Annotated in this window: 1 protein-coding gene; it reads right to left on the bottom strand. The window is 63.8% G+C overall.

Translation table 11 applies throughout. The features are described 5' to 3' along the window. Positions 1-276: ATPase, T2SS/T4P/T4SS family (locus SB847_RS20940; RefSeq protein WP_410578524.1), on the bottom strand; the 276-nt coding region annotated here is incomplete at both ends.

Genomic DNA, 276 nt, shown 5'->3' with positions numbered 1-276 from the left:
CCCGGCGCGATGAGTTCGACCGGATCTTCCACGGTCATCTTGTTCATCCAGCCCGGCAGCCGCTGCATCACCGCCTGGGCCGATGTCGTCTTACCGGAACCCACCACGCCGACGAACACCGTTCCACCGCCCAGGTTCAGCGTGCAACGATCGAGAAGCGCCGCCTGCTGCGGGAAGTAGCCGAGGTCTTCCACGAAGTCGACGATATCGGTCTGGGCTTCCTCACGGTGGACACGCATGACTGTGACATGACCGTTGACGCTCTGCGCCGAGGCC

Source organism: Bacillus sp. SIMBA_026 (genome assembly GCF_046535335.1).
In the GTDB taxonomy this organism is placed as follows: Bacteria; Bacillota; Bacilli; order Bacillales; family Bacillaceae; genus Bacillus; species Bacillus velezensis.
This window is presented reverse-complemented; position numbering and strand designations above follow the sequence as displayed.